This is a genomic window from Chryseobacterium cupriresistens (assembly GCF_046614675.1).
GTDB lineage: Bacteria > Bacteroidota > Bacteroidia > Flavobacteriales > Weeksellaceae > Chryseobacterium > Chryseobacterium cupriresistens.
This window is the reverse complement of sequence record NZ_JBKKJT010000001.1, coordinates 148,855-174,790: the sequence shown is the minus strand read 5'-3', so window position 1 is coordinate 174,790 and position 25,936 is coordinate 148,855. Positions and strand designations below refer to the sequence as shown.

General features: G+C 35.5%; 24 protein-coding genes, 1 tRNA gene and 1 pseudogene. 16 read left to right on the top strand and 10 right to left on the bottom strand.

Annotation, left to right across the window (positions count from 1 at the left end; all coding sequences use genetic code 11):
• Positions 1 to 3: 3 nt before the first annotated feature.
• A complete protein-coding gene (gene mobA, locus ACLI50_RS00875; protein ID WP_411412951.1) occupies positions 4 to 435 on the bottom strand; it encodes a conjugal transfer protein MobA in 432 nt (143 codons plus the stop codon).
• A gap of 601 nt (positions 436 to 1,036) precedes the next feature.
• Between mobA and ACLI50_RS00870 the strand changes: the two genes are divergently transcribed.
• From ACLI50_RS00870 to ACLI50_RS00860, 3 genes are read left to right on the top strand one after another with little or no spacing between them, the layout of a single operon-like run.
• A complete protein-coding gene (locus ACLI50_RS00870; protein WP_411412950.1) occupies positions 1,037 to 1,804 on the top strand; it encodes a ParA family protein in 768 nt (255 codons plus the stop codon).
• A gap of 10 nt (positions 1,805 to 1,814) precedes the next feature.
• On the top strand, positions 1,815 to 2,213 hold the full coding sequence (locus tag ACLI50_RS00865; RefSeq protein ID WP_411412949.1) for a DUF3408 domain-containing protein: 399 nt from the start codon (positions 1,815 to 1,817) through the stop codon (positions 2,211 to 2,213).
• Between the two features lie 2 nt (positions 2,214 to 2,215).
• Positions 2,216 to 2,839, top strand: a complete 624-nt coding sequence (locus ACLI50_RS00860; RefSeq protein WP_411412948.1) for a conjugal transfer protein TraD — start codon at positions 2,216 to 2,218, stop codon at positions 2,837 to 2,839.
• Here the strand turns inward: ACLI50_RS00860 and ACLI50_RS00855 are convergent.
• Both ACLI50_RS00855 and ACLI50_RS00850 read right to left on the bottom strand, forming a co-directional pair.
• Entirely contained in the window at positions 2,836 to 4,578 is a 1,743-nt protein-coding gene (locus tag ACLI50_RS00855) for a UvrD-helicase domain-containing protein (RefSeq protein ID WP_411412947.1), read from the bottom strand. The two genes, ACLI50_RS00860 and ACLI50_RS00855, sit on opposite strands and share 4 nt — an antisense overlap.
• Positions 4,571 to 6,697: an ATP-dependent nuclease gene (locus tag ACLI50_RS00850; RefSeq protein WP_411412946.1), complete on the bottom strand. Its 2,127-nt coding sequence runs from the start codon at positions 6,695 to 6,697 to the stop codon at positions 4,571 to 4,573. The genes ACLI50_RS00855 and ACLI50_RS00850 overlap by 8 nt, the downstream gene beginning before the upstream one ends.
• Positions 6,698 to 6,894: 197 nt before the next feature.
• On the opposite strand from ACLI50_RS00850, the gene ACLI50_RS00845 reads away from it, so the two are divergent.
• The 11 genes from ACLI50_RS00845 to ACLI50_RS00795 all read left to right on the top strand — a co-directional run bounded on the left by ACLI50_RS00845 (position 6,895) and on the right by ACLI50_RS00795 (position 15,865).
• Complete coding sequence (locus ACLI50_RS00845) at positions 6,895 to 7,200, top strand: DUF4134 domain-containing protein (protein WP_227942494.1); 306 nt, start codon at positions 6,895 to 6,897, stop codon at positions 7,198 to 7,200.
• A gap of 11 nt (positions 7,201 to 7,211) precedes the next feature.
• Positions 7,212 to 7,544 (top strand): DUF4133 domain-containing protein, encoded by a 333-nt coding sequence (locus ACLI50_RS00840; protein ID WP_411413313.1) that lies wholly within the window; start codon positions 7,212 to 7,214, stop codon positions 7,542 to 7,544.
• Positions 7,541 to 10,051 carry a TraG family conjugative transposon ATPase gene (locus ACLI50_RS00835; protein ID WP_411412945.1) on the top strand — a complete coding sequence of 837 codons (2,511 nt, stop codon included), beginning with the start codon at positions 7,541 to 7,543 and terminating at the stop codon, positions 10,049 to 10,051. The genes ACLI50_RS00840 and ACLI50_RS00835 overlap by 4 nt, the downstream gene beginning before the upstream one ends.
• Before the next feature lie 20 nt (positions 10,052 to 10,071).
• Positions 10,072 to 10,704, top strand: coding sequence for a DUF4141 domain-containing protein (locus tag ACLI50_RS00830; protein ID WP_115929550.1), 633 nt, complete (start codon positions 10,072 to 10,074; stop codon positions 10,702 to 10,704).
• Position 10,705: 1 nt separating this feature from the next.
• A complete protein-coding gene (gene traJ / locus ACLI50_RS00825; protein WP_411412944.1) occupies positions 10,706 to 11,698 on the top strand; it encodes a conjugative transposon protein TraJ in 993 nt (330 codons plus the stop codon).
• A 15-nt stretch (positions 11,699 to 11,713) separates the two neighbouring features.
• A complete protein-coding gene (traK, locus tag ACLI50_RS00820; protein WP_411412943.1) occupies positions 11,714 to 12,337 on the top strand; it encodes a conjugative transposon protein TraK in 624 nt (207 codons plus the stop codon).
• 10 nt (positions 12,338 to 12,347) lie between these two features.
• Complete coding sequence (locus tag ACLI50_RS00815; protein WP_411412942.1) at positions 12,348 to 12,626, top strand: hypothetical protein; 279 nt, start codon at positions 12,348 to 12,350, stop codon at positions 12,624 to 12,626.
• Positions 12,623 to 13,915 carry a conjugative transposon protein TraM gene (traM, locus tag ACLI50_RS00810; protein WP_411412941.1) on the top strand — a complete coding sequence of 431 codons (1,293 nt, stop codon included), beginning with the start codon at positions 12,623 to 12,625 and terminating at the stop codon, positions 13,913 to 13,915. The genes ACLI50_RS00815 and traM overlap by 4 nt, the downstream gene beginning before the upstream one ends.
• Positions 13,916 to 13,936: 21 nt before the next feature.
• A complete protein-coding gene (gene traN, locus ACLI50_RS00805; RefSeq protein ID WP_411412940.1) occupies positions 13,937 to 14,836 on the top strand; it encodes a conjugative transposon protein TraN in 900 nt (299 codons plus the stop codon).
• 64 nt (positions 14,837 to 14,900) lie between these two features.
• Entirely contained in the window at positions 14,901 to 15,392 is a 492-nt protein-coding gene (locus ACLI50_RS00800; RefSeq protein ID WP_411412939.1) for a conjugal transfer protein TraO, read from the top strand.
• A gap of 14 nt (positions 15,393 to 15,406) precedes the next feature.
• The gene (locus ACLI50_RS00795; protein WP_411412938.1) at positions 15,407 to 15,865 is read left to right on the top strand and encodes a DUF3872 domain-containing protein; all 459 of its coding nucleotides are present in this window, start codon (positions 15,407 to 15,409) and stop codon (positions 15,863 to 15,865) included.
• 255 nt (positions 15,866 to 16,120) lie between these two features.
• Here the strand turns inward: ACLI50_RS00795 and ACLI50_RS00790 are convergent, their stop codons facing one another.
• The 3 genes from ACLI50_RS00790 to ACLI50_RS00780 all read right to left on the bottom strand — a co-directional run bounded on the left by ACLI50_RS00790 (position 16,121) and on the right by ACLI50_RS00780 (position 18,150).
• A complete protein-coding gene (locus ACLI50_RS00790; RefSeq protein WP_115929557.1) occupies positions 16,121 to 16,564 on the bottom strand; it encodes a JAB domain-containing protein in 444 nt (147 codons plus the stop codon).
• A gap of 62 nt (positions 16,565 to 16,626) precedes the next feature.
• The gene (locus tag ACLI50_RS00785; protein ID WP_411412937.1) at positions 16,627 to 17,700 is read right to left on the bottom strand and encodes a DUF932 domain-containing protein; all 1,074 of its coding nucleotides are present in this window, start codon (positions 17,698 to 17,700) and stop codon (positions 16,627 to 16,629) included.
• A gap of 39 nt (positions 17,701 to 17,739) precedes the next feature.
• Positions 17,740 to 18,150: a single-stranded DNA-binding protein gene (locus ACLI50_RS00780; RefSeq protein ID WP_123277929.1), complete on the bottom strand. Its 411-nt coding sequence runs from the start codon at positions 18,148 to 18,150 to the stop codon at positions 17,740 to 17,742.
• Positions 18,151 to 18,705: 555 nt separating this feature from the next.
• On the opposite strand from ACLI50_RS00780, the gene ACLI50_RS00775 reads away from it, so the two are divergent.
• Both ACLI50_RS00775 and ACLI50_RS00770 read left to right on the top strand, forming a co-directional pair.
• Positions 18,706 to 18,927 (top strand): hypothetical protein, encoded by a 222-nt coding sequence (locus ACLI50_RS00775; RefSeq protein ID WP_411412936.1) that lies wholly within the window; start codon positions 18,706 to 18,708, stop codon positions 18,925 to 18,927.
• Between the two features lie 49 nt (positions 18,928 to 18,976).
• Positions 18,977 to 19,957, top strand: a pseudogene (locus ACLI50_RS00770) (recombinase family protein); the annotation flags it as partial.
• Between the two features lie 547 nt (positions 19,958 to 20,504).
• Here ACLI50_RS00770 and ACLI50_RS00765 read toward each other — a convergent pair.
• The 4 genes from ACLI50_RS00765 to ACLI50_RS00750 all read right to left on the bottom strand — a co-directional run bounded on the left by ACLI50_RS00765 (position 20,505) and on the right by ACLI50_RS00750 (position 25,894).
• Positions 20,505 to 20,576: transfer RNA gene (locus ACLI50_RS00765), tRNA-Arg, on the bottom strand.
• A gap of 60 nt (positions 20,577 to 20,636) precedes the next feature.
• Complete coding sequence (locus ACLI50_RS00760; protein WP_411412935.1) at positions 20,637 to 22,400, bottom strand: porin family protein; 1,764 nt, start codon at positions 22,398 to 22,400, stop codon at positions 20,637 to 20,639.
• A 35-nt stretch (positions 22,401 to 22,435) separates the two neighbouring features.
• Positions 22,436 to 22,927, bottom strand: a complete 492-nt coding sequence (locus ACLI50_RS00755) for a hypothetical protein (RefSeq protein ID WP_062675232.1) — start codon at positions 22,925 to 22,927, stop codon at positions 22,436 to 22,438.
• A 3-nt stretch (positions 22,928 to 22,930) separates the two neighbouring features.
• Entirely contained in the window at positions 22,931 to 25,894 is a 2,964-nt protein-coding gene (locus ACLI50_RS00750) for a tetratricopeptide repeat protein (RefSeq protein WP_343638741.1), read from the bottom strand.
• Positions 25,895 to 25,936 lie beyond the last annotated feature (42 nt).

The following is a 25,936-nucleotide window of genomic DNA, read 5'->3' as shown; positions in this document are numbered from 1 at the left end:
CCATCATTTTTCTATATTCCCGTTAGTAAATTCATTAGCCAATTCGATAATTTTCCGGCACAAAGCTGAAAGTTCAGCAGTGTGTCTCTCCAATTGATACAGAAATGCTGCTGCCTTTTTTTCGGTAAAATGAGTGTATAATAATTTAACTACCTGATTGTAATTCACGCCCACTGCTCTGAACTGGGAATAAAAGGAAGTCAGCCTCATGTAAAAATCAACAGTACCTTTATCAATTTTTACTGTTTTTATTTCTCTTGAAAACAATACAGAAGTTATAAATTTAGCTTTATTATCTATTCCAGAGGCTTCAAATAAAGACAGAAATTTGCTATTGTCTTCTTCATCCAGCCGAAAAACATACCGGTGATTACAAGGGTTTATCTTTGGCTTTCGCCCACCTTTACTTCTCGTATTATTTTTCTGATCATTCATAGATATCCATTTAAAGTTTATAAACCTCGACTTCGGAGAGTGTTTCAAAGTTCCCGGCAGGGCAAGTTGTTTTGAGGCACAAAAAACAGTTATGAGGTACTCAAAACACAACTTGCCGTGTTCAGGTGAACACCGTATTTATCGTATTACAAAAAAACTATTGTAACAAGCGATCAACATTTTTCAGATGTTGTAGTAAACACCAACTCTTCTTAAAATTGTATACAACAAGGTAGACAGAAACAACCGGATATCTACAATATTTCCCCCTTCCAATTACTGCCAAATAACACCAGGTATCACCTGAAGATCAGCATTGGTTTTGAAAACTCTTTCCTTTACAGCAACACATAAAGTTGATGATGAAACGGGTAAATCATAAAAATGTAAAGTTTTAAAACTATGAAAGCACAAAAGCAATTACAAATATTCAAAAAAAGGTATTCTCTCAACAAAGCAGTTGCAGATATGCCCTGTAAAAATGAAGTAAATGTATACATCTTTAGATTTTTAAGATAATACTGGAGTACCCCTGCATATAAATCAACTTATACAGATTCTTACCATTCAACATTATAAAACAACAATAAATACATGCATTATGAAAGCAACAAAAAAAACTTTAAAAGTAAGTTTCTCCACTCAAAAAGGAGGTGTGGGAAAATCGACGATTACCATATTACTTGCCAGCGTATTACATTACCGCCTGGGATACAATGTTTTGGTCATGGATTGTGATTTTCCACAATACAGCCTAAGCAATATGAGGGAACGTGATAAAAAAGCAATTATGCTGAACGAGTACCATAAGAAGGCTGCTATGCAACAATTCCAACTGATCAATAAGAAAGCATATCCGATTATACGCTGTAAAGCAGAAAATGCAATAGAAGAAGCTACCCGATATATTAAACAAACTACCATAGTTCCGGATATTATCTTTTATGATCTGCCTGGTACCGCCAATACCAAAGGGGTGCTGACGACCTTGAAATCAATGGATTTTATTTTTGCTCCCATGACTGCTGACCGTTTGGTTGTTGAAAGTACGTTAGGATTTACCAAAGCTTTTATGGCGCTTCCTTCCGGTGAGCATGATTTTCCGCAACAAGCGTTATGGCTATTCTGGAATCAGATTGATGGACGGGAAAAGACAGGGCTATACGAAATCTACGAAAAGGCAATTGCGACTCTTCAGATGAATATAATGGATACGCGAATCATGGATAGTAAAAGATTTCGTAAGGAATCTGACCATATCGGAAACAGTATTTTCAGATCAACACTGTTACCAGCAGACTATCCGCTTTTAAAAGCAACAAGAATGGACTTGTTTGTTGAAGAATTTCAAAGGATCACAAATCTGTAAAACCCGAGAGATGGCTACAAACAATGACAACAATGATTTAGAAAAGGCTACCGTTGATGAAGAATATTTAATGCAGGTCATCAGTGGTGAACAAAGGGTTCTTGATGAACAAACTCATGCAACCAAACAAGCCGTTCAAAAGTCCAAAGAAAAAGCAAAAACCAATTCTTTTAAAAAGCTGAACTATGAAGAGATCTTTTTAACGAATCGCTTTCCTTCAGGACGTAATGGTAAAGTGGTCTACATACGCCCGGAGTACCATGAAAGATTATTACGAATTGTACAGCTTTCCAGAGAAGAAAGGACAACTCTCTATTCCTATATTGACAATATTCTCGAACAGCATTTTCTGGAATATGGTAACGAGATTACGGAGTATTTTAACAATCATTTTAAACCCATTTTATAACTATGGAAATTCTCATCATCATTTATCTTCTGGCCATAATTCTGCTATTACTCCATGACAAAATTATCCGAAAACAATCCCATTCTCGCAAAACTGAAGAGCAAGCAAATAATAAAAAGCAACCCAATATTATGGGTGAAGCAAAAACTTCACTCCATTCTATGACAATTGCTTCCCCTGAAGAACAAAAGGAAAGAGCTTTATTCGATCCATCTAACTTAGACATAGAATATGACATCAGAGAAAATGTCACAATTCAAAATTCGCAAGAAGAACCGAAATATGGTTTTGACAGCAGCCTTGATTTTATTGAAGAGGAAGAAGAATGGAAAAAATATAGAATAATTGGTAGAGATAACGATTTTGCCCAGGGAGCTAACTTTGAAGAACTAAGCGCTGTGACAACATTCTTACAGCAAGAAGTCTGTGAAATGTCTGAAAAGGAAACAGCAGCGGCTACAGTTCATAAAATATACGGAACAGAATTATACACTTTACTGGAAGATTCTATGGAAAATGCTTCCCATAAAATAGCTTTACTATTAGATAATTCTTTTGAAAATGAACGAGAGTCCTGTTCTTCCAAAATGCGGAATAATAATTTTAATATTGATGATTTAATTTAATCATATTGATGAACAACATTAGCCAATTGAGTTGTAGGACGGTACGGTCTACCAGACTGCGTGGTTCTACCTGTTTCTGAAAACAAATACAGAGTTCTTTTCGATCTTGAACAGATTACATATAATAATTTTTTTGCAGCAAGGTCATTATCTTCATTCCAATTAGGTACTTTACCATGTAGTAAACCAAATGCAATTACAGTATCGAACTCCTCTCCCTTTATACCATGACAAGTATTTACGACAACACCTTCTTCGTGTTTAAACATTTTACGAAAACTATGAATATCTTTAGCCATATCAAAGTCAGGATTACTCAATCTTTTTTTTGCTCCGTCAATAAAAGAAGTAAGTTGATCATTTAGCAATTTATTGAAAGCTAAATTAATTTGTAATCTATCAAGTAGCTGACTAAAACAATCTTCAAGATGCTCTATACCATCTGTATTAGTAGAAGAAATAGAATTAATAACTTTTAATAATTTCTTTGACCTAAAGTTATGATTTTCAAATAGTATTACTCCAAAACTTTCCAGTTCTAGTAACAGTTCACTGCTCCATCGTTTTCTTACAATAAAGCTTGTGGGTGAAGGAGAAACAAGAAAAAGTCTAGCAATTTTAAACCAAATATTTTCTCTATTTTTCTGTAATGGCGATAGACCAACTGCATCAAATTTCACATTTGGCAATAAAGTCTTTAATCTTCTTCCCATTGGTATTACTAAATACCAATTGGGTGCAAGTACGCAGATTTCATTTTCCGGTACACCTTCACCTATTTTCTCTTCAATAATACGAGCAATTTCTACTACCAGATCATCTTTATTTATTTCTGTATCATATTTTATGATGGCTCTATCCTGAGCATTTGATCCCAGTGCAAGAATTTCGGCATCAGTAATTTGAAAGTTTTTATTATAATTTATTATTTGCTGATTTGAGCGATAATTTCCAGTTAATTCTTTACTCAGAAAAGTTTCTTGGAACTCATATTCTATTTCCTTATGATTTTTAGCAACACCTCCTAAAGATCCATATATTGCCTGATCAGAATCTCCGACAATGAACATTTTACAAGTTCCTCTGTCAGCTTTCATTATGCTACTAAGAATTGAATATTGTAATTGTTGTGTATCTTGATATTCATCAACACAAATTAAATGAAACATTTTTTTTAAAATCGAAGCAATTTTTGGATAAGTAGAAATAAGCTTATAAGAATAATGCAAGATTTGATCAAAATCAATTAATTTATCATTAGAAAGAATTTCATGATATTTATCTAATAATTCTCTAAACACAACTTCTTCTTTTTCACCAGTAAGCAAATATCTAGTAGATACATTGTCAAAAAAACGTAATCCGTACTCTGTTTTTAGATCATTAATAATTTTTTCTGAATTATACTCATCAGATATTGAAAATCCATTTTTAAGTTCATCCAGATAGCATCTATATGGTCGTATTATCCATTCCAAACAAAAGGCATGGATTGTACCCGCCCATAAAGTACTATCATCCATATTGAAATCTCGAATTCTTCGCTGAATTTCATCAGCTGCTCTGTTAGTAAATGTTACAGCAATAATGATCTTTTTAGAATTAAAACTTTTTTCAAGTTCATACGCAATCTTATGTGTTAATGTTCTTGTTTTACCACTTCCTGGACAAGCTGTTAATAAAACATTCCCTGCAGCTTCAATAGCTGTAATTTGTTGTTTATTTAATCCCTTAAGCATCTATTAAAACCATTATTTCTGATAAAACATCATTTTGTAATTCTTTTTTATAATAGTCTAATGCTTCTGTTTCATCATCGTAAGCACTTAGATTTGCAAAAATATCAGTGTAATTTAAGTCATCAAAATTGACTTTTATTAGTTGACTAATTCTGTATTTTGCAATATAAATAAGAATAGATTTCTTAATGTTTGGACATGCAAAAACTAGTGCATTTAAAATGTAATCAGGAATATAGGTGCAATGATCGATATTGTCAGCAATCATAATAGCAAACCATCCTTTTCCAAACTTTTCAGCAAGCCTCAGGATTTCCTTACCAGAAGTTGCGACATCGCTGTTATCAATACGTGAACAAATCTTTTCTATAGTTACTCTATTTGTGAATGCTTTCTCTACAGTACTTTTTATCTCTAAAGAATTGACCGCTAATAAAAAATCAACTTCGAAAGTATGCTGTGCGTAAAATGCTTTTAAATATTCGTTATTTTCACAAAAATTCTCTAGATCTTGCTTTCGACTTTCACCAGAAATCTGTGAATTACGACAGTCTCTTTGATATTGATCATCATTTTGGTCATCTTCTGGTAATGGAACTATCGAAATATCATTGTCCGTTATAATACTACATTTTCTTTTTACTCGGTCCTGGTGAAAAAGTTGAGCTATATTTTTAAACCCTGTGCTTCCAATGTTTATTATAGATATTCCTAACTCATCTAAACTTACACCTAACACCTTTTTTACTAATATTGGGATCAAAATATGTTCAGCATCACCTTCAACTAATATAACCCCTTTAGCAAACAATAGATTAGTTCTGTTTGCGTCTAAATATCTTTCTAACTTAACTACTTCGTTAGGTTGAAGATTATTAGACGGATTAAAAACTTCCGCTTTCTTCCAACCTCTTGCTAGAATATTCATAGAGCTTATAGCTGATACAGAGGATATGTGTGTAGAATGAGTAGAAATAAAGACTTGTGTACTGTCCTTATCTAATTTTTGGAAAAGTGTTTTCTGTATATGATTATGGATATGTGCTTCAGGTTCTTCTATCAGAATAAAATTAGCAATTTTTTCATTTTTTTTAATTCTTTCAAACTCTAATAATTTAAGTGATATATATATTAAATTGGCTCCACCTAAGCTCAACTCTCCAAGCCTTCCGTCATAATCTTCTTCATCTGGGTCTCCAACCCATAATTTTAGAGACTGTAACAATCTCTCCATATTGGCAGGAAGTTCAGACTTGATATTTACATTAGGAGCATAAGTTTCTCCAACTGTATCCCTCATTGTTTGCGAAATACCAGACGATACATTCTTAACCTCCTCTAATGATGAAATTGAGCTATTCAACTCTTCAACCTGACTTTCTAATTCGCTTTTTTTCTCAATTGGAATATTCTTTTCTTTATCTCTTAAAAGATTTATAAGGGGATTATCTTTGAATGATCTTAAATCTGCCTCAACATCTCTTAAAGCTTTAGCAAAAGTGCATGCAAACTCATTAGGTATCGATATTCCATACATTTTAATTCCATAAACGTCCACTCGTTCCTCATCAGGATCTGGAAATGTGATCGATTCGAAGTCTCCAACAAAGGATGAATAATTCTCATCTATTGAAAAATCAATATTTCCTCTCCCGGTGTAAACAGTTTCATAATCATTTAAACTTATCTGTGACAAAATTTCGGATAATTCTTCTTGCGTTTTGCCTTCTTTTTCTGAAAGCTCAAACAAACTTCGTCTAATGTCAATTCTAGGACGAAAAAATAAAGTATATGTTCCCTTTGTACTATCAAAGTTTTCAGCATCTGCCATTTTATGCATTGCAATTGATTGAGCCTCCTCACCATTGTCTAAATCATCAAAAATTATTTGAATTACTATCCAGTGTCCAGCCCAGTCTCCGATAGAACGATTGAAATCATTTTCGTAAAATCTGATTGATCTGGGCATACTATCATCAATCATTATTCTTAACGCATGGAAAAGATTTGATTTTCCAGCACCGTTTTCACCGATAATAGTATTGACTCCTTTGGTAAAACTTAACGATGCGGAATTAAAATTTCTGAAATTTCGAAGAGAAAGTCTAGATATGTACATGTGTTTTTAGTTTTAACAAAAATAACTAAAGTTTCATTAAGTACATTACAACATGTATTTTAAGATATAACATTGAGAGAATTTTAATGCCAAATGCTTCCCTAAAACTTCATTTTTTAAGTAACACTCCTTTTTCCAAACATCTTTGTCTCAAAGGCCATAAAGCATGGGTTTCATCATCATAAAATCTATTCATTATGAAAAGACAAAGAAAAAAAATCGTCTTAACAGCATTGCTTCTGTTAATCGGATTGAGTATGAATGCCCAGGGAAATGGTTCTGCAGGAATCACTGAAGCTACGCAAATGGTTACTTCCTATTTTGATCCGGCAACGAAACTGATTTATGCCATTGGTGCGGTAGTAGGCTTAATTGGCGGGGTCAAGGTTTACAACAAATTCAGCAGTGGTGACCCTGATACCAGTAAAACTGCTGCCAGCTGGTTTGGAGCGTGTATCTTCTTAATTGTTGCAGCTACCATCCTACGTTCATTCTTCCTTTAAAATCATTGATGATGAATACCTATCATATCAACAAAGGAATCGGAAGAACGGTAGAGTTCAAAGGATTGAAAGCACAGTACCTGTTCATTTTTGCAGGAGGATTATTGGGAATACTCGTATTCATCATGATCATGTATATGGCTGGTGTCAATACCTATATCTGCTTACTTCTTGGAGGAACGACTTCTGGTCTTCTCATTTGGAAGACCTTTTCTTTCAACAGAAAGTATGGAGAACATGGATTAATGAAATTGGGAGCAAAAAAGAAGCATCCAAGGTACATCATCAGCCGAAAATCCATTTTCAGGTATATCAAGGAACACTCTAAAAAAGCTGTAGCATGAAAAATCAATCCAAAGCGACAACGCTGGAAAGCAGATTTCCACTGCTAGGTGTAGAAGAGAACTGCATTATTTCAAAAGATGCTGATGTTACGGTTTGTTTCAAGGTAAGGCTTCCGGAACTGTTTACGGTAGCGTCAGCTGAGTATGAAGCTATCCATTCGGCTTGGTTTAAAGCCATAAAGACATTACCTGATTACAGCATCGTTCACAAACAGGATTGGTTTATCAAGGAAAATTACCGTCCCGATTTATCTAATGACGATCAAAGTTTTCTGTCCAAGTCTTTTGAAAGGCACTTTAACGAAAGACCTTTCTTGAATCATTATTGCTATCTGTTTCTTTCCAAAACTACAAAGGAAAGGATGAGAACGCAGAGTAATTTCTCATCACTTTGTAAAGGAGTTTTGATACCAAAAGAAATCACAGATAAAGAAGTAATCAGCAGATTCATGGAAGCGGTTGATCAGTTTGTAAGGATTATGAATGACAGTGGATATGTTTTCCTTGAAAAAATGACCGCTGATGAAATTACGGGAACAGCAAAACAATCGGGATTGTTAGAACAGTATCTGACTCTGTCGAGAGAAATTAATCCATCTCTCCAAGATCTCAACTTAGGAGCAGAAGAAATGCGTATTGGTAACAACCGCATCAGCATGCACACTCTTTCGGATACGGATGATCTTCCGGGTACAGTTTCTTCGCACAGCAGATACGAAAAGTTAAGCACCGACAGAAGTGACTGCTTACTCTCATTTGCATCTCCGGTTGGGTTGCTACTCAGCTGCAATCACATCTACAATCAATATCTGTTTATTGATAACAGTGATGAAAACCTAAACAAATTTGAAAAGTCTGCTAGAAATATGCATTCGTTGGCAAGATACAGCAGAGCCAACCAGATCAACAAGGAATGGATCGAAAAGTATCTAAATGAAGCCCATTCTTACGGGCTCCAATCGATCCGTGCCCATTTTAATGTCATATGTTGGTCTGATAATCCTACTGAGCTTAAACAGCTAAAAAATGACACAGGAAGTGCTTTGGCATTGATGGAATGTAAGCCACGGCATAATACAACAGATACTGCCACATTGTACTGGGCAGGAATTCCCGGGAATGCAGGAGATTTTCCGAGTGAAGAAAGTTTCTACACCTTTATAGAACCTGCCTTATGCTTTTTCACTGAAGAAACCAATTATCAGGATTCCCCTTCACCTTTTGGGATCAAGATGGCAGACCGATTGACGGGAAAACCTATCCATCTGGATATTTCCGATCTTCCGATGAAGCAGGGAATCATTACCAACCGAAACAAGTTTATTCTCGGTCCATCAGGAAGTGGTAAATCCTTTTTTACTAATCATATGGTGAGACAGTACTATGAGCAGGGAGCCCATGTTCTGTTAGTCGATACCGGAAATTCTTATCAGGGATTATGCGAACTGATCAAAGGGAAAACAAAGGGTGAAGATGGTGTGTATTTTACCTATACAGAAGATAATCCAATAGCTTTTAATCCTTTTTATACTGATGACGGAATCTTTGACATTGAGAAAAGAGAAAGTATTAAAACTTTAATTCTTACGCTATGGAAAAGAGATGATGAACCGCCAACCCGCTCCGAAGAAGTTGCTTTATCAAATGCAGTCAGCGGCTATATTAATCGAATCAAAAATAATGAGCACTTCCCTTCATTTAATGGCTTTTACGAGTATGTAAAAAATGATTATCAAAAAGTATTAGAGCAAAAAAAAATCAGGGAAAAAGACTTTGATATTGCCAACTTTCTGAATGTTTTAGAGCCTTATTATAAAGGCGGAGAATATGATTACTTATTGAATTCAGAAAAGCAATTAGATCTTCTTTCTAAGCGATTTATCGTTTTTGAAATTGATGCGATCAAGGATCATAAAATCCTTTTTCCCATTGTAACCATTATCATCATGGAAGTTTTCATTAACAAAATGCGAAGACTGAAAGGAATCAGAAAACTGATCCTGATTGAAGAAGCCTGGAAGGCAATTGCGAAAGAAGGAATGGCTGAATACATCAAATACCTCTTCAAAACTGTAAGAAAATTCTTTGGAGAAGCCATTGTTGTTACACAGGAGGTGGATGACATCATTCAGTCTCCTATTGTTAAGGAAAGCATCATCAACAATTCAGACTGTAAGATCCTTTTGGATCAGCGGAAATACATGAACAAGTTTGATGATATTCAGTCTATGCTGGGTCTTACAGACAAAGAAAAAGCACAGGTTCTTTCCATCAATATGAATAATGATCCGAAAAGACTGTATAAAGAAGTCTGGATCGGATTAGGAGGAACGCACTCTGCTGTATATGCCACGGAAGTTTCCACAGAAGAATATCTGGCTTATACCACAGAAGAAACGGAGAAAATGGAAGTCATGCAATTGGCTTCTGAACTTGATGGCAATGTAGAGCATGCCATCAAGAGGATTTCTCTTAAGAGAATCAAATCGAATACAAAAGAAACTTAAATCATTAAAATTTTACAACAATGAAAAATTCAATCATTACAACAGTTATGGTTATTGTATTAGCTATAACATCATTTGCAAAAGCACAATTTGTGGTTACGGATCCGGCTAATCTGGCTTCAGGAATACTCAACTCCGCCAATGAAATTGTACAGACCTCATCGACTGTTTCGAATGTAGTTAAGAACTTCAATGAAGTGAAGAAGGTTTATGAGCAGGGTAAGGAATATTATGACAAACTGAAAGCAGTAAACAATTTAGTAAAAGATGCCCGTAAAGTTCAGCAGACTGTTTTATTGGTGGGTGATGTTTCCGAAATGTATGTCAATAATTTCGGAAAGATGCTGAATGATCCCAATTTCAATGCTCAGGAGTTGACCGCTATCGCTAACGGCTATTCAACACTATTGAACGAAAGCACTGAACTGCTTAAAGAACTAAAACAGATTGTCACTTCTACCAATCTATCATTGAATGATAAGGAAAGAATGGAAATTATTGACAGAGTATATAAAGAGGTGAAAGATTATCACAATCTGGTAAGATATTACACCAATAAGAATATCTCTGTCAGTTATCTGAGAGCCAAAAAGCAGAACAACGCGCAGAGAGTTCTCAACCTGTATGGTACTGTTAATCAAAAATACTGGTAAGATGGAACCTACTAATTTACATGAGGTGCTTCGTTCTGTGTATGAAGAGATGATGCCGATGTGTGCTGACATGGCAACAGTTGCAAAAGGAGTTGCAGGGCTGGGAGCATTATTTTATGTGGCCGTAAAGGTTTGGCAGGCATTAAGCCGTGCCGAACCGATTGATCTGTTTCCTATGCTCAGACCATTTGCCATCGGAATCTGCATTATGTTCTTTTCAACAATTGTCTTGGGCAGCATCAACGGAGTATTAAGTCCGGTCGTTCAGGGCAGCCACTCCATGCTGGAGGGTCAGGTATTAGATCTTAATGAACTCCAGCAGAAAAAAGATCTGCTGGAAAGGGAGGCTATGCTTCGAAATCCTGAAATGGCATATCTCATTTCTGATGAAGAATTTGACAAAAAATTGGAAGAACTGGGATGGTCACCTTCTGATTTGGTGACGATGTCTGGAATGTATATAGAAAGGGAAATGTTTGCCATTAAAAAAGATATCAGAGACGGTTTCAGAGAGCTTCTGGAAATACTCTTTCAGGCAGCGGCATTGGTGATTGATACAATCAGAACTTTTTTTCTCATTGTGCTTTCGATCCTTGGTCCTATTGCATTTGCCATATCGGTTTGGGATGGTTTTCAGTCTACGCTTACCCAATGGCTGACCAGATACATCAGTGTATACCTATGGTTACCGGTGGCTGATATGTTCAGTGCTATCCTGGCAAAGATTCAATCCCTTATTATAGAAAGGGATATTGAAATGCTGGCAGATCCCAACTTTATTCCAGATACTTCCAATACGATCTACATTATCTATATGATCATTGGAATCATTGGCTATTTCACTGTGCCTACCGTTACAGGTTGGATCATTCAGGCGGGCGGAGCCGGAAACTTTATGCGTAATGTTACCCAGATGGCACAAAAGTCAGGAAATGTTGCGGGTGCAACTGCTGGCGCAGCGGCAGGTAATATTTCAGGACAACTCCTTAAATAATCAAAAAACAAAAAAATGGAATTTAAAACCTTAAGAAATATAGAGAACAGTTTTAAGCAAATCAGATTGTTCACCTTTGTTTTTGCCATCCTTTGTTTTGGAGTTGTCGGCATTGTTGTGTACAAATCGTACAGTTTTGCAGAAGAACAAAGACAAAAGATATATGTCCTTGACAATGGTAAATCACTGATGGTTGCCCTATCCCAGGATATGTCTATCAACAGACCTGTAGAAGCCAGAGAACATGTAAGACGTTTTCACGAACTCTTTTTTACAGTAGCTCCTGATAAAAGTGCTATTGAGAGCAATGTAAAAAGAGCTTTTAATATGGCCGACCAATCTGCATTCAATTACTACAAGGATCTTTCTGAGAAAGGGTATTACAACAGGATCATCAGCGGAAATATTCAACAGCGCGTTGAAATTGACAGTGTAGTAGCAGATTTTAACAACTATCCCTATGCTGTAAAGACTTATGGGAAGCAATTCATTATCCGCGCAAGTAATTTAACGACCCGAAATCTTGTAACGAATTGTCAACTGGTCAATTCCGTCAGGTCAGACAGCAACCCTCAGGGGTTTACGATTGAAAAATTCAATGTCATTGAGAACAAAGATGTTGAAACTGTTAACCGATAAAAACAGTTATATGAAAAAAATAAGATTAAAAATAGAGGAATTCGTTAAAAAAGCAGAACGGAAATGGAAATCCTTATCTACCAAACGACAACGCTCTTTGACCAAGATATTTTTTGCAGGGTATGCGATAATGACGATTTTAACGGTTATTCATCTATGGTCAAAAGATTCAAAAAGTCGAACCATTCTTTCAGTTGGACATATCAATAACATTCCAAAGGAGATAAAGATGCAACATCAGCCGATTGAAAACCCAGCTAATTATTCACCCCATAAAACATCCCCATGAAAGAGACAAGTCAAATCAGAATCACTGAAGGAAGTATACATTCCTCAGACGAAAATGAACCTTTGGATCGTAAGCCAGGGTGGGAAAAATTTAAAAAGCCGATCATTTACTTTTTGATGTTCATTGCTTGTATGGGATCCTTGTATCTGATTTTTAAACCAAAAGATGATAAAACAACTAATCAAGAGGTAGGTTTAAATGCTGAAGTGCCACAAGCCGCGGATGACAAATTACAAGCAGATAAGCAGAAGGCGTATGAGCTAGAATTGTTGGAGCAGAAAAATGAAGAAAAAAGAAATGCTATGACACGCCTATCAGATTATTGGAGTGAATCAAACGGCTCGAATCAGCTGACCGCTCTATCTCCAGAATCTTATAATAATACGAACGCAGATCAAAATGCTTTAAACAGCTACCGTAATGCACAACAAACATTAAGCTCATTTTACAGCAAAGACGACCATGAGGTTACCCAATTAAAAAGGGAAATTAACAGGCTTAAGAATGAAATTTCACATAAGGATGCAGTTCCAAGTACTGTAGGAATTAATGATCAGTTAGAATTGATGGAAAAGTCTTATCAGATGGCTGCAAAATATCTACCTGCGCCAAAACAGCAGGAAGAATCTGAACCAAAGAAAACCTCTGAGGCAAAGCCTGAAGAAAACAAAGTTAAAATAACGGCAGTACAACTTCAAAAACGCAACGTCGTATCCAGTTTGTATCGAGAACCTTCAGACAGTACGTTTTCAGCATCCATCAGTCATAATCGATTTGCGGGGTTACAGAATGAACAGGAAAATACTGTACCCCAAAATAACAACAGTATCCATGCAGTAATACATGAAACCATGACATTGGTAAATGAAAGTATGGTGCCCTTACGACTAACACAAGGTTTGCTCCTTGGAAAGACAACCATTCCTTCCGGTACTGTGTTAAAAGCAGCAGGAAAGTTTCAGGGAGGAAGACTGTTACTCGCAATTTCAAGCATTGAATACAAAGGCACTATAACCCCTGTCGATATTAATATTCATGACAATGATGGGCAGTTGGGGCTTTACATTCCCTACTCTTCAGAACAGACCGCTATTAAGGATATAGCATCCAACATGAGCCAGAATTCCGGCACCAATATTATGATGACCCAATCGGCAGGACAACAGGTTGCTGCCGATCTCACCAGAGGTTTGGTTCAGGGAGTTTCAGGATACTTTCAAAAGAAAGTAAGACAGCCTAAAGTTACTGTTAAGGCAGGGCATCAGGTGCTTTTAGTTTCAAAAAAATAATTAACCTTTAAATTAAAATTAATGAAAATACGACTTAATATATTTTTCTCGGTTCTGTTGATACTCTTCGGTATCTGCAGATTAGCAGCTCAGGAAAATTCAGGTTTCGCATCGCTTTCTCAGGCCAAACTGGAACCTTACAAGATGGAAGTTACCTACAATAAAACAACACATTTATTATTTCCATCTCCCATACGATACGTGGATCTGGGAAGCGAAAATTTGATTGCCAATAAAGCGGAAGATGTAGCGAATGTTCTCAGAATAAAATCCTCAGTAAGAGATTTCGAGGAAGAAACAAACTTTTCGGTCATTACTGAGGATGGTAAATTTTACAATTTTGATGTTTTTTACAGTTCTTATCCAGACACTCTGAATTATGACCTTCTGAAATTACAACGAAATCAGGAAAAAGAATACTCTACAGATGTCCTGTTTGAAGAACTTAAGGGAGAATCTTCATCATTGACTGAATTATTGATAAAAACCTTATACCAACTTCCCAAAAGAACAGTAAAGCACATTGGTTCAAAAAGTTTTGGAATTCAGTTTCTGTTAAAATCTCTGTATGTACATGAAGGAAAGTTTTATTTTATTTTTCAAATTAAAAACAAGAGCAATGTTTCTTTTGATGTTGATTTTGTCACTTTTAAAATTACCGACAAAAAGAATCTAAAAAGAACTGTCGTTCAGGATAAGGTATTATCTCCTATCCGGACTTATTCTCGTGACTCTACAGTCAACTACCAATCCGACGGTGAATTTCTTTATATCATGGACCAGTTTACGCTTTTAGAAGATCAGATAGTAGAGATTGAATTGATGGAAAAAGATGGCAGACGACATCAGAAGATTCAGATAGAAAATTCAGATTTGATCAGTGCCAAAGTGGTCAATGATATTCAATTAAAACTAAACTAACATGAAGAGTTTATTATCGTTAATGACAGTGTTTTTATGTTTTTACGCAGTCAAAGCACAAAGAATGTTACCGAAGCAAAAAAGTATCGGAATCAATACAGGATTACTGTTGAAAAAGTCATCCGGAAATTATTTCGTCAATACCGATTTTATTATCTATTCAAAAAAAGGGAACTATTCGATTTATTCATTTGAATACAGCAGACAGATCATTCTGTATAAAATGATTGATGTTCCAGTTGAAAACTACAGTCTTGAAGTCGGTTATAGTTTTAATTTGATTGCGGATCTGACAAAAAGCTTTTTAATCAATTCCACATTTTTCGCCACCGGAGGATATGAGAATATCAATAAAAGTACGACACTACTCTATGACGGAGCCGTACTCTTGAATGAATCATCGTGGGTGTATGGGGGAAGTGTAAAACTTAGCGTTGAAGCCTATCTGTCAGATCGGATTGTTTTAACAGGTTTTTATAAAGCAAAAATAATATGGAATACTTCACTTGAAAAAATAAAACCTGGCGTTGGTCTTGGAATAAGATTTAACCTATAAAATAAAAAATTGTTATGAAAGATTTAATCAATATCAAAAGACATTTTTTTGCTGCTCTGTATCTTATAGCAACCTTATTTGCAGTCGAGCTTTGTTTTTCCTCTTGTTCAGAAGATGAATTACAGGTACAGAAAAATTTTCCGTTTGAAGTGCAGGTAATGCCTGTTTCAAAATATATAGCTACTGGAGAAACTATGGAGATCAGATGTCGCATTATTCCTGTTGGGTACTATAGTGAAACTGAGTATTTCTTCAGGTATTTTCAGTTTGAGGGAAAGGGTACATTACGTTTATTCAATGAACCTCATTTTTTACCCAATGATTTATATCTCTTAGCTGAAAAGGAATTTAGGTTATATTATACTTCTGAATCAACAGTATCTCAAAGTTTTGACATTTGGATTTCAGACAATATGGGAAATGAGCAAAAGCTAACCATACAGTTTAGTCCTCAAAACGCAGAAACTGTATAATGTAAAATATAATGTATTAGGCTATTTCATCAGAAATAACCTATAATTTTTCTTCCCATTACAGGCTATAAGAATAGCTTCGTAAAATAACCGTAACCTTTTTTGAAAAAATTAAGTGAAAAAAATTTATCAATTGGGTTACGCTTAATGACTTGCGAAAAGACGTTTCCGACCACAGGAAGGAATTGTCTTTTCGCCGAAAATTTTAAATAAACGACAATTCAATATTGTCGTTTATTTTATTAGTTAGAAATTTTATAAATATCCGTTATCAGCAAAAGACAGATAATCTGTCGATGTTAAAATGCAATGATCTAGTAATTTAATATTCAAGAATTCGGATGCATTTTTTATATTCTTTGTAATTTTTAAATCTTCATTAGAGGGTTTTAAATTTCCAGATGGATGATTGTGTGCTACAATTATAGACGAAGCATTACAGAGAAGGGCTGTTTGCATAATTATTCGAACATCCACTATAGTTGAAGAAATTCCGGATTCAGAAATCTTTCTTATTCCTAAAACCTTACTACTCTGATTTAAATATAAAGCGAAAAAAGATTCTCTATAATCTATTTCATCAGAATCAAAATGTTGCCGAAATACCTCTGCCGCATCATATGAATTACTGATTACTTTGTCGGAATTACCTTTTCTTGAATAGCTTAATTTTATTTCATTGACAATATTGAATTTCATTTGATGTGCTCCTATACGGTGGAGACTTGCATTTACCGTATGTTATAATTAATAAATTATTTTCAGTTCATTTTTAAAATGTCTGCTCCAAAATGAGCAACGTTTTCACAAAGCTCAAACGCTTTTTGAGACTTCATTTGAGCTGTTCCGCCCATAACAATAGATTGTAATTTGGCTTCGTCATCTTTGTAGGTTTTTACATTCTGATAGAAACCTGTCACTGCATTGTAGGCACCGAATAATGTACCTTTCGTGGTTTCCATTTGTTGGGCATCACTCATCATCGCATAGGCAAATGCGTCATCCACTGTGTTTTTAAAAACCGCAGACAATGCTTCAGCATTTCCTTTCTGCAGATGGTTTAAAGTTTCTCTATTGGGGCAAAGTGCCAATTGAATTAATTTTTTCATTTCAGCGTCACCAATCTTGATTTTTGCCCAATAATTAAAAGTTTCATCTAATTGAGTACTTAGTTTATTTGCTAACCCCATGACTTTGTGAGCATCTTCCAAGCGTTGTTTTGCGCCTGATGTATGTCTTATTCGTACGACATTACTCATATTTTTGAGTGAAGCATTTAAAGTATTTTGGCAAACAATACGAATAGGTGTAAATGCGGCGGTAATGCTTCCGCTTCCGTCATGTGAGGTCGTCAAAAAAATGTATTTTTCTGTAATGTCGTCCCCGTTTCCGACACGGATATAATCGGGAAGTTTAGCTGTTATAAAAATTCGCTCTCCAGTTCCCAATGCTCCCGCAGTCTCGTACAGAATACCATTACCACCTCCTACAATGGCATCGAAAAAAGAAAATGCTTCACGATTTTGTACAATGTGATAATCTTTACCAACTACACCTAATACAGTATTATTATCAGTGCGGATATTGGCAAAATAGTTTGGAACTTTCAATTCGGAATCACTCACTTTTAGTCCATCTTGAGATTCTACTAGCCCTGTACCTTTCGTAAATAGAGGAGATTTTTCTACCTCGTAATCAAGCCCCGCAAATTTAATGGCTTCTTCACTTGTCGGATGTTCTTCTACAATCTGCCCTAAGTTGTGCCATACTTTTTCTTTTACGCTGAAAAATGAATATTTTCCTGTTCGGTTGTTGAAATTTAAATTATGTGCCATGATATTGTTATTAAATGTTATAAAATTGTTTTGATTGACTTAGAATGGAAGGTCATCATCCTTATCACTTTCGTTGGATTTAGGTTGACCGATTTCCTTATCATTTCTCTTGTTGACGGGTGTAGACTCACCTTCAGTTCTTTTGTGACTACTGTGTAATTTAATTTGTGATGTATGGAAGTTCAGGCCAGCGTGTGCTTGTCCATCTTTTCCAATCCATGCTCTTGTGTAAACTCTTCCAATAAGCTCCACTAATGTCCCTTTCTTAAGTAATTCAGCTACTTTTGAAGAAATCCAATAAGAGCAGTCAAAAAAAGTTGTCTGTTCGATTCGCTCGCCTTGTTTGTTGCGATAATTGTCATTGGTAGCAATAGAGAAATTGACTACTTGTTTTTTGTTTGACAGGGTGCGGACTTCAGCATCTCTTGTCAGTCTTCCGATAATGTTCATAACTGTTCTTTTTAAGATTGTAGATTTAGATATGTTTTGAATCTCTTCTCCTTCCTTTCTCTGAAAGCCCTCGTGGGCTTCGCTAAATATTTTTCAAAAGAAAAACCGGAAAAAAGAAAGCAGATAATTTTATAGGGCAATAGAAAAAGTCAAAAGGAAACGGAATAATTGGAGGGTACCTTTAGGGAGGAAACCGTTTATGCTGTAGTCTTTTGACTGGATTAAGCAAGGGCTGAACTATATACCTTAGCTGCCTTTTTACCGGTTTATTGAGAAAATATTTTTATCTATAATAATTTAGCATTGTCTAAAAGCACAACTGAAATTTATCCTAGTAAATTCTACACACCTTTTACTGAAAATTTAAACCTACAAGAAAAGCCGCTCATTTTTCGGTTAACATAAGGTTTTTGGAAATTGCTAATTGTAAGGTCGGTCAACAATGGACATTAATATCCATAAAAAGCAATTTTTTTGTTTTACAATGTCAATAATTATAATTTAAGTCAGAATAAAAATGAATACTGCCGGTATCTCTACAAAAACATAAAATTCATGAAGAGAAATCACCATATAAAGACAAGAAAGGGTACTTCTATTAGTAAAGAATTACCACAATCTTTATATCGGTACAATGGCATTCAAAAGCTTTCATTCGAAAAATCAAAAAAAATACTTTTAGATTCTGGTTTCAAATTAACAGATGAGGAGGTCAAGGAAATCTCCGATATTATGCATAAGATTGCAGAACTTGTAATAAAAGAATTTTCTAAATAATTCATATATTGCACTGGTTACTACCACTTTGAATAAAAACAGAAAGATTATGCAGATAGCAGATTTATACATAAGAGTGTCTACTGATGAACAGGCTGACAAAGGCTATTCTCAACGTGATCAGCATGAGCGATTGGAAAGATATTGTCATCAAAACGAAATTGCTATTGGACAAGTAATCTTTGAAGATCATTCAGCTAAGAACTTCAATCGCCCAGAGTGGACTAAATATATCAATTATATCAAAAAAAGAAATCTGAAATCTAACTTAGTTTTATTTACTAAATGGGATCGTTTTAGTAGAAACGCTGGTGATGCCTATCAAATGATAAAATTACTGTTGAGTAATAATATTTCACCTCAAGCTATAGAACAACCTTTGGATATGTCTATACCGGAAAACAAAATGATGCTTGCCATCTATTTAGCTGCACCAGAGGTAGAAAATGATCGAAGAGCACTTAATACATTCTATGGGATGAGAAGAGCTCAAAAAGAAGGAAGACTGATGGGCACCGCGTCTTATGGTTATATTAATAAATGTACTGAAGATGGAAGAAAATATGTGGCCCTAAAAGAACCTGAGGCTTCAAATATGCGGTGGGCATTTAATGAAATTGCTAAGGGTAAATATGCGACCAACCAGATAAGACTTAAAATGAATAAGATGGAAGGCGCAAAAATTAGCAGTACTTCTTTTTACAGAGCAATAAAAAATCCGGTTTATATTGGTAAAATATATATTAAAGCATACAAAGACGAGGAGGCCTGTATTGTTGAGGCCAATCATGAAAGTTTGATATCAGAAAGCCTATTTTATAAAGTGCAGAATGTTTTAAGTGGAAAAACTTGGGCTGAAAGACCCAAAGGTAAAATTATCACTGCAAATGAATTTCCACTGAGAGGCTTTTTAAAATGTCCACGATGTGGAGGACATATTTCAGGTAGCGGATCCAAAGGCAAGAAAAATGTTTATTATTACTATCACTGTAATTCTAAGTGCGGCTATAGACATAGCTCAGACAAGGTTAATTCTGCCTTTGAAAAAGAATTAGTGAAATATGATTACCATGAAAGCGTAAATACGTTATTAAAAGAGATCATATTAAGCAATTTTAAATACATACAGGAAAATATTGATGGAAAGAAAAGGGAACTTTCCAAACAGATTGTTAATTTAACCAATAGGCTATCTAGCGCTAGAGAAAAGTATCTCGAAGACAGATTGGATTTTGAGGATTATCAGATTATTAAAAATGAAAGTAAGAAAAAAATTGATGAGCTTGAAATGGAACTTCAGAATCAAAGGCTATCAAGTAAAAATATAGATATTAGAGCAAAGCTTGACCAGGTTCTAAACATTTTGCCCAATCTTTCTCAGCTGTACATTAAAGGTGATAATGAGACAAAAAATTCTATATTGTGTTCGATTTTGGTCGAAAAACTTGAATTTCAAGAAAATGCTTTTCGAACACCCAAATTAAATTCTGCACTGACCCAAATATTACTGATTAACAATCAGTTACAAAGTAAAAAAAAAGGAAAGAGCACTTCTAAAAGTGCTCTTTCCCGAAGAGTGACCGCAGAAGGATTCGAACCCTCACTGTCGGAGCCGAAATCCGAAGTTCTATCCATTAAACTATGCAGCCGTATTCATAAGTAATGAATGATAAGTAATGAGTAATGCTTGATTACCTATCATTTATACTTTAGAAAGTAATTTTCACGCCTCCCAGAATCTGCGCACCCAGGACTTTATATCCCTTGTATGTCTGGTATTTTGAGCTCAGAAGATTATTTCCGAGTGCGAAAATACTGAAATTTTTGTGAATTTTATACTCTGCGGAAAGATTTAAATCAGCATACCCTCCAACTTTATCATTTGTATTCTCTGTAGACTGGTAAATTATGTTAGGATCACCTATACCTTCTATCGCATAAGAGTTTGTAGTTCTGTCACTTGCAAAGATTCCTTTGAATCCAAGTAATAACTTCTTGTCAAGCATCGTATATTTTGCCCCGATGCTCGCATTGAACAAAGGAACGTTATAAATGTTGTCGTAAGTCTTAAGATCGTACTTGGTAAACCTCAATTCTCCGTCTAAAATAAGGTTAGCCAATGGGAAATACTGCACACTACCCTTAATATCGCTTACATTTCCGTCATCATACACTGCAGAGAATGTATTGGCAAAATTGTAGGCAGAACGATTAACAGAGTTGTTATCGAAAAGATCATTGGCCTTAAAGAACATAATATCTCTCATTTTTCCATAACCCGCAGAGAAGTCGTATTTCAGCGTTTCGTCAATGTCCCCTCTCAATCCTACATAAAAACGATATTTAGTCTCTGTGGGCTTTAAAAACTGGTCAGAAAGGATAAATGGATTCGTCTGTAACATATCTCCGTATGTATTCAGTTTCAAACCACCGTCTACCCCTCCGTAGAATTTAAATTCATTAGCAGCGGCAAACTGAAACTCTGCCTGTGGGAACCAATAGGTTTTATTATTTTTTTGCTGCTCTAGCTGATCGTTGGAATTTTTAGCATTCAGGAAAGAGAATGAAGATCCTAACGTCAAATAAGAGTCTCCTTTTCTGAAAGTTACTTTCGGAGTCAGGCTGGTATTGAAGAAGTTAGCAGAGTTTTTATCCCTGATGGCAAAATCTGTCTTTACCGCATCCAATCCTACTCCAAGGTCAGCATTCAGGTTGATTCCTGATTTACCTAATTCAACAGCATGTTTGGAGAAATTGGCAAGAATAGACACCTGATTTTCCTGAGCATCAAAATGATCCTTCAGGAATGATGATTTTACCCTTACATCATTTAAGATTTCGTTGGAATAAAAATCGTAATACCCGTTTACTTTAAACTGATTTACTTTTTGTTTCAGATCAAGCTCTCCGGTAGGCTGCATAGCGTAGATCCCATAATAATTATAGCTGTCTAAGCCATATTCAGCATTAAGGTTGAACTTTCCTTTTTCACCGTAAGAGTTGAGGAAAGCGGCGATATTCGCTGAAGTCTGCCCGGATTTCCAGTCGTAATCTTTTTTAAGACCATTGGTGGAAAGAACATGAACATCTGCACCTACTTCAAGCTTATTTTCAAGAGTTTTTGAAACGTTTCCATCTACCAGGATTTTCCCGTAGTTACCCATTCCGAACTGGAAATAATTATTCTGAGCAGTTCCGTCAAATTTAGGTGCTACGTCCTCCCCCTGAATCGTTGAAGTTTTGAAATCTGAAACAGCAGGAACATCTGTGATGGTATATTTCACAGGTGTCTGCGATTTCTCTTCCGGCGGATAATTTTTAATGGTTTCCACAGAAGTTTTCTTCTTCTCGATCTTCTTCACTTCCGGCTCTCTTTTTTTGTTAAGAACCAGCTTTTCCTCCTTGATCTGGGAAAACGCCACCGACGAAACCCCTAAAAATAATATGGATAATAATTGAATTTTCTTGTTCATATTTTCTTTATTTGAAAAAAATATATAACGGGCTTTTATTTATTGGAAGCAATATAACTGCCTAATAAAGCTTTCCCCGACTGTTTTGAAAAAGTTCTCCCCAGTCTGAATATATTAAACAGCCAAAGGCTTTGATAAACTTGTAATTTGTATTGATAATTTTTTGTTGCACTATTCTCAGCTACATCATAACTGTAAACAATATCATAAGGAAATGCTGAAGGCAGTAACCCGACTGTAATCATACTTCCAATCATTGGGTTTCCGCAAGGAGGAGTATAGGTTTTCATCGGATGCAGTGTTATCTTAGATACATTGGTACTGTCTTCTACAATTTCATAAATATCAGAATGTTTTAAAATCTCAAATTCTTTCTTAAGATCCTTATTCACTACAAAAGCTTTCTGTTTTTGAAAGTCAGCTTTTGCGTGGTTATACTCTTTTGGATAGGCACTGTATGAAGGAATACAGCTCCAGAGTGAAGCAGAAATTAAAAAAGAATATATGGTAATTTTAAAAACCTTCATGTACTATTTCTTAATCTGTTTTTTAACTTCTTTTGCTTCTGCAACAATTTCAGGGAAATCCTTATAGTTTGCAATGATCTGATCACAGGTATAACTTGCCTGGTAGTTATCTTTCAGGCCGATATAGTTTTTAGCCATCAATACCAAAGCTTTTGCTCCCCAGAATTCTTCTGATGCATAATTATTGGCAAGCTTAAAGATCGTCTCATTAGAAGACTTGAAAGCTTTTCCTTTGTTCTGATAATAGGCTTTTGCATATAAAGCTTCCGCAGCTACCGAAGTATTCGATGATTTTTCAAGAGAAGAATAGGCAGCCTGTGCATCTTTGTCTTTTCCTGAGTTCATCAGGCTTCTTGCTTTAATCACTTTCGCAGTTTCAATAACGGCTGCAGAGTTTTTAGAATTGGCGATTACTGCATTGGCTAATTTTTCAGCTTCTGAGAAATTGTTTTCTTCCGCATACAGTTTCATCAATTCCACATTTGCATAGTTTTTAATGCTGATGTTGGAAGAATTTTTGATGCCTTCAAGGTACTTTTTAGCTTCAGCAGTATTCCCCTGTGCAAGGAAGATCTGAGCTAAACGAGTTTGCGCATCATCCTGGTAATCATTCTGAATTCCAGCAACTTCCTGAAGCACAAGTAAAGCTTTGGTTGAATTGTTAGTCTGATAATAACTTTCTCCTAATTCGTACTTAGCCTGGTACAATCCTTCCCCTGTCGGGTTCTGTGTCAGATACTTTTCGTAGTAAGAAATTGCATTCTTATAATCTTTCTTCGCGAACAACTGCTTCCCTGTAGATAAGTTGATCTCATCAATTTCAGCAGCATCTACATTTACTCCAATATTTCTTGCGAAAGTTTCATATCCTGAAACATCTCCGTTTTTCGTAAAGATAGGTTTTGCAGCCTGAACTACTTTCTGAGCATAGGCCGTATTTTTATACTGCTCACCCAAAGATTTCAATTCGGAAAGTGCTTTATCATTCTGGTTTTGATCGATGTAATTCTGCGCTCTATAGATAGAAGCATTCGCAATCAGATCTTTGTCGGAAGAACCTTTAATTACTTTTCCGAAATAATCATTAGAGTTGGCAAAATCATCCTGAGCAGCGTAGGCTGTTCCTATTTCGTACTGAGCATCATCATAATATTCGGAATCCGGATATTTTGATAAAAGATTTTTAAGGTTGTTAATCTTCGCCTGTGTATCTCCTTTGAATCCCAGAGCCATTGCTTTTTGATACAAAGTATAATCCGTAGCATCTTCGTTTTTATCATAGATAGCAATGGCTTCGTTCAGATCATTGTTGGCATAATGGATATCTGCAAGACGAAGTTCTGCATCATTTTTAAATTCCGGTTTCGGATTGGTAAGATACTGCTTAAAGTAAGTAGCCGCCTGATCAAATTTCTTAGATTTAAAATAGGCATATCCCAAATCATAAGGCAGCTGCTGCTTTTCAGGGAAGTTTTCCGTAAGAAGCTTTTCATAACGAACAATGGCAGATGGATAATTTCCTTTCTGATAATATACCTGTGCCAGCCAGTATAAAGCTCTGCTGTTGAATTCTTTATTGATATTAAAACCAAGACTTCTTAAGAAATATTTCTCGGCCTCATCATAATTTCCTTTGTTGAATTCTTCAGTCCCTAACAAATAAGAAACCTCCTGGTCTACTTTGTTGATCTCAGGAGTCGAACTCTGTAATCTGTCGATTGCGTTCAGCGTTTCTTTATAGTTTCCGGAATACAGATAGGATTTCACCAGTAATGACCTCATTTCTGTGGCATTGGCACCATCCTGATTTTCGTTGATATAACTTTGGATCACCGCTGAAGGACTTTCAAACGGGTTACCGATATCGTAACTTAGTTTAGCGTACTGCTCATGGGCCAGCTTTTTCACTTTTGCATCATAATCCATCTGATAAGAAGAACGGAATGCGGAAAGAGCTTCCTGTTTTTTATCTACAGCCAGATAAGCATTTCCCAGCTGGTAGTAAGCATTCTGGGCCAAAGCAGAATTGCTGTTGAGAAGCTGGTTGTAATAAGAAACCGCTTCATCATATTTTTTAAGCTGTGCTGCTACAAATCCCATCTCATACAAATCGTTTTCAGATGGATTCTGCTGTACATTCAGATAATCTTTCAAATGTGGATACGCAGAGGTGTAATCATTCTTCATGAAGTAACTCTCCCCGATGATCTTATGAACTTCCGCTTTATAAGAATCTGAAATATTTTCGTTCAACAAAGCTGTTCCTTCTGTAATAGCCTGATCATAGTTCTTATCATTGTAATACATCTGTACATAATAAGGACGTACCAGCTTTGAGAATTTATCCTGATCTTTTATCGAATCAAAATACTGGAAAGCTTTATCATTCTGTCTGTTGCTGTAATACAAATGCCCAAGCATATAAGCAATATCTCCTTTTTGGGACTGATCTGCTGATTTATAAGCTTCTTCAAGGGCATCAGTAGCTCCCTTAGAATCACCCGTCATGAATTTTGCATATCCAAGCTTCAGAATATACTCGGTATTCTCCTCTTTCGAAAGCTGATACTGGTTTACTTTTTTCAAAGTCTCCAGCGCTTTATCGAAATCTTTTTTTGCTAAATAGTAATCTGCCAGTGGAAGATTAGCCTGAGCAAAATAAGCAGAATTAGGATATTCTTTCATGAAAGCCGTTAACCCTTCTTCAGCATGATTTTTCTGAAGAATCACACCGATCACATTATCAAAAAACTGGGCGCCTTCCTTTTTCGAACGGGACAAATTCTGATTGTAGAAATATTGTCTTGCATATTCGTACTGGGAAGCGTTGTATATTTTGGTCTGATAAAGATTTTCGGCTAGATTGAACCTGTAATTTTCTTTCTGGGTAAAATATTGGGACTGTTGAGCATCGGAGATTCCGAAATAGATGACCGCAGCCGCTAAAAGTATTTTTTTTGATTTCATTCTTCTTGATATAAGAAAATTAGTCTAAATAAGTTAACGAAA

Bases quoted from the DNA above. Each gene is read 5' to 3' on its own strand.
- mobA (WP_411412951.1), bottom strand. From the start codon at position 435: ATGAATGATCAGAAAAATAATACGAGAAGTAAAGGTGGGCGAAAGCCA.
- ACLI50_RS00870 (WP_411412950.1), top strand. From the start codon at position 1,037: ATGAAAGCAACAAAAAAAACTTTAAAAGTAAGTTTCTCCACTCAAAAA.
- ACLI50_RS00865 (WP_411412949.1), top strand. From the start codon at position 1,815: ATGGCTACAAACAATGACAACAATGATTTAGAAAAGGCTACCGTTGAT.
- ACLI50_RS00860 (WP_411412948.1), top strand. From the start codon at position 2,216: ATGGAAATTCTCATCATCATTTATCTTCTGGCCATAATTCTGCTATTA.
- ACLI50_RS00855 (WP_411412947.1), bottom strand. From the start codon at position 4,578: ATGCTTAAGGGATTAAATAAACAACAAATTACAGCTATTGAAGCTGCA.
- ACLI50_RS00850 (WP_411412946.1), bottom strand. From the start codon at position 6,697: ATGTACATATCTAGACTTTCTCTTCGAAATTTCAGAAATTTTAATTCC.
- ACLI50_RS00845 (WP_227942494.1), top strand. From the start codon at position 6,895: ATGAAAAGACAAAGAAAAAAAATCGTCTTAACAGCATTGCTTCTGTTA.
- ACLI50_RS00840 (WP_411413313.1), top strand. From the start codon at position 7,212: ATGAATACCTATCATATCAACAAAGGAATCGGAAGAACGGTAGAGTTC.
- ACLI50_RS00835 (WP_411412945.1), top strand. From the start codon at position 7,541: ATGAAAAATCAATCCAAAGCGACAACGCTGGAAAGCAGATTTCCACTG.
- ACLI50_RS00830 (WP_115929550.1), top strand. From the start codon at position 10,072: ATGAAAAATTCAATCATTACAACAGTTATGGTTATTGTATTAGCTATA.
- traJ (WP_411412944.1), top strand. From the start codon at position 10,706: ATGGAACCTACTAATTTACATGAGGTGCTTCGTTCTGTGTATGAAGAG.
- traK (WP_411412943.1), top strand. From the start codon at position 11,714: ATGGAATTTAAAACCTTAAGAAATATAGAGAACAGTTTTAAGCAAATC.
- ACLI50_RS00815 (WP_411412942.1), top strand. From the start codon at position 12,348: ATGAAAAAAATAAGATTAAAAATAGAGGAATTCGTTAAAAAAGCAGAA.
- traM (WP_411412941.1), top strand. From the start codon at position 12,623: ATGAAAGAGACAAGTCAAATCAGAATCACTGAAGGAAGTATACATTCC.
- traN (WP_411412940.1), top strand. From the start codon at position 13,937: ATGAAAATACGACTTAATATATTTTTCTCGGTTCTGTTGATACTCTTC.
- ACLI50_RS00800 (WP_411412939.1), top strand. From the start codon at position 14,901: ATGTTACCGAAGCAAAAAAGTATCGGAATCAATACAGGATTACTGTTG.
- ACLI50_RS00795 (WP_411412938.1), top strand. From the start codon at position 15,407: ATGAAAGATTTAATCAATATCAAAAGACATTTTTTTGCTGCTCTGTAT.
- ACLI50_RS00790 (WP_115929557.1), bottom strand. From the start codon at position 16,564: ATGAAATTCAATATTGTCAATGAAATAAAATTAAGCTATTCAAGAAAA.
- ACLI50_RS00785 (WP_411412937.1), bottom strand. From the start codon at position 17,700: ATGGCACATAATTTAAATTTCAACAACCGAACAGGAAAATATTCATTT.
- ACLI50_RS00780 (WP_123277929.1), bottom strand. From the start codon at position 18,150: ATGAACATTATCGGAAGACTGACAAGAGATGCTGAAGTCCGCACCCTG.
- ACLI50_RS00775 (WP_411412936.1), top strand. From the start codon at position 18,706: ATGAAGAGAAATCACCATATAAAGACAAGAAAGGGTACTTCTATTAGT.
- ACLI50_RS00760 (WP_411412935.1), bottom strand. From the start codon at position 22,400: ATGAACAAGAAAATTCAATTATTATCCATATTATTTTTAGGGGTTTCG.
- ACLI50_RS00755 (WP_062675232.1), bottom strand. From the start codon at position 22,927: ATGAAGGTTTTTAAAATTACCATATATTCTTTTTTAATTTCTGCTTCA.
- ACLI50_RS00750 (WP_343638741.1), bottom strand. From the start codon at position 25,894: ATGAAATCAAAAAAAATACTTTTAGCGGCTGCGGTCATCTATTTCGGA.